The organism is Staphylococcus sp. GDY8P67P (assembly GCF_017892545.1).
Classification (GTDB): domain Bacteria; phylum Bacillota; class Bacilli; order Staphylococcales; family Staphylococcaceae; genus Staphylococcus; species Staphylococcus ureilyticus.
The window spans coordinates 1-1,556 of the sequence record NZ_JAESLH010000028.1 but is presented as its reverse complement, the minus strand read 5'-3'; the positions used below and the strand labels follow the sequence as shown (position 1 = coordinate 1,556).

General features: G+C 33.4%; 4 protein-coding genes. 3 read left to right on the top strand and 1 reads right to left on the bottom strand.

Translation table 11 applies throughout. The annotated features are described in order from the left end of the window. The first annotated feature begins 137 nt into the window (after positions 1-137). Positions 138-263, top strand: a complete 126-nt coding sequence (locus tag KA833_RS14020) for a hypothetical protein (protein WP_267237948.1) — start codon at positions 138-140, stop codon at positions 261-263. Positions 264-270: 7 nt separating this feature from the next. Here the strand turns inward: KA833_RS14020 and KA833_RS10650 are convergent, their stop codons facing one another. After that, the gene (locus KA833_RS10650; protein WP_210139562.1) at positions 271-420 is read right to left on the bottom strand and encodes a hypothetical protein; all 150 of its coding nucleotides are present in this window, start codon (positions 418-420) and stop codon (positions 271-273) included. Between the two features lie 188 nt (positions 421-608). Here KA833_RS10650 and KA833_RS10645 point away from each other — a divergent pair, with 188 nt between their 5' ends. Beyond that, positions 609-773 (top strand): ribbon-helix-helix domain-containing protein, encoded by a 165-nt coding sequence (locus tag KA833_RS10645; protein ID WP_002503080.1) that lies wholly within the window; start codon positions 609-611, stop codon positions 771-773. 65 nt (positions 774-838) lie between these two features. Then, complete coding sequence (locus tag KA833_RS10640; protein WP_049388228.1) at positions 839-1,402, top strand: replication protein; 564 nt, start codon at positions 839-841, stop codon at positions 1,400-1,402. Positions 1,403-1,556: the final 154 nt, after the last annotated feature.

The window sequence follows — 1,556 nt, the reverse complement described above, 5'->3', positions numbered from 1 at the left end:
CAATAGACATAAACATGATAATTAATTTTGAATTAGCTAGCCACTATGGCTAGCTTTTTGCGTTAGCAAAAAAGGGGGATTGGGGGTTTACCCCCAACAAGTGTATTTGCAGAACGAAATGAGCGTTAGCGAATGAAGTGGCTAGCAAATACGATGCTTGCCAAACCAAAAAATTACTTGTGATAGGAGAAAAACTTTTGACGAACAAAGAAATAATGATAGCCACTTCAGTGGCGATTGGTGCTGGTTTTAACTTGGATTAATTCCAAGTTAACAACCAATCCAAATCATTGATTTCGATATCGTGAAGTCAAAAGGAATTTCTATTACAAGTAATTTTTTGGTGGGGTTTGATTTTGAAATTTTAGCAATCACTTTTTTGATTGCTTGGTTTTGAATTTTTGTTTTGAGGAGAGACATTGGGGGGTACTACGACCCCCCCAATGGGTGCAATGTGCAATGTGAAAAAATCGACTTAAGCCTTGATATTATGGGGTTTTTGACAATTTTAGACACAAAACTTAACAAAAGTATTCATGAAAACTCTAGACTTTTATGGATAATATACTATATAATACAGAATAAGGATTTAAAAAGGAGGGGTTATAATGGCTCGAGAAAAAGTTGGAATAACATTAACACCTGTAACGATTGAAAGGCTGAAAGATATATCAGAAGAGATGGGATTGAGTAAATCTCAAGCGATATCTATGTTAATTAATAATTACTATATTGAAAAAGGTAAAAAGGGGGATAGAGACAGTGGAAAATAAAAAAAGAACCTAGCTCCCAAATAGCTAAGTTCTCTAAAATCTTTATTCAACACTGTTATTTTACCATGGCAAAATATATTAAAGCAAGAACGTGGGGAATGGTTGTATATCCACAATCTGCCCCTGAAAATTGGACAGAATTACTTGAAGAAACTTATTTACAATTCGCAATATCTCCTTTGCATGATAAAGATGTTAATCCTGATGGAGAAATTAAGAAAGAGCATTGGCATGTCATACTAATTTGGGATGGACCTGTTACTCAAAATGCAGCATCAAAAATTGCTGAGAAGGTAAATGCACCACAACCAGTTAAACTTGAAAGTGTTCGTGGAGCGTATAGGTATTTCACGCATATGGATAATCCTGAAAAGTATCAGTATGATGAAAAAGATATAAAAATCTATAATGGCTTTGATATTTCTAACTATATTGCTCTTACTAGAGAAGAAAAGTATGAAGCTATTTCAAGGATAAAGAAGATTATTATTAGTGAAAACGTAACAGAATATATAGATTTATTAAGTCTTTTAGAAGAAATGGATTATAACCTATTTAAAGTTGCTTGTGATAATACATTTACTATTAATGTTTTAGTTAGATCCAATAGACATAAACATGATAATTAATTTTGAATTAGCTAGCCACTATGGCTAGCTTTTTGCGTTAGCAAAAAAGGGGGATTGGGGGTTTACCCCCAACAAGTGTATTTGCAGAACGAAATGAGCGTTAGCGAATGAAGTGGCTAGCAAATACGATGCTTGCCAAACCAAAAAATTACTT

Coding starts and splice junctions, on each gene's coding strand:
- KA833_RS10640 (WP_049388228.1), top strand. CDS start 839: ATGGCAAAATATATTAAAGCAAGAACGTGGGGAATGGTTGTATATCCA.
- KA833_RS10645 (WP_002503080.1), top strand. CDS start 609: ATGGCTCGAGAAAAAGTTGGAATAACATTAACACCTGTAACGATTGAA.
- KA833_RS10650 (WP_210139562.1), bottom strand. CDS start 420: ATGTCTCTCCTCAAAACAAAAATTCAAAACCAAGCAATCAAAAAAGTG.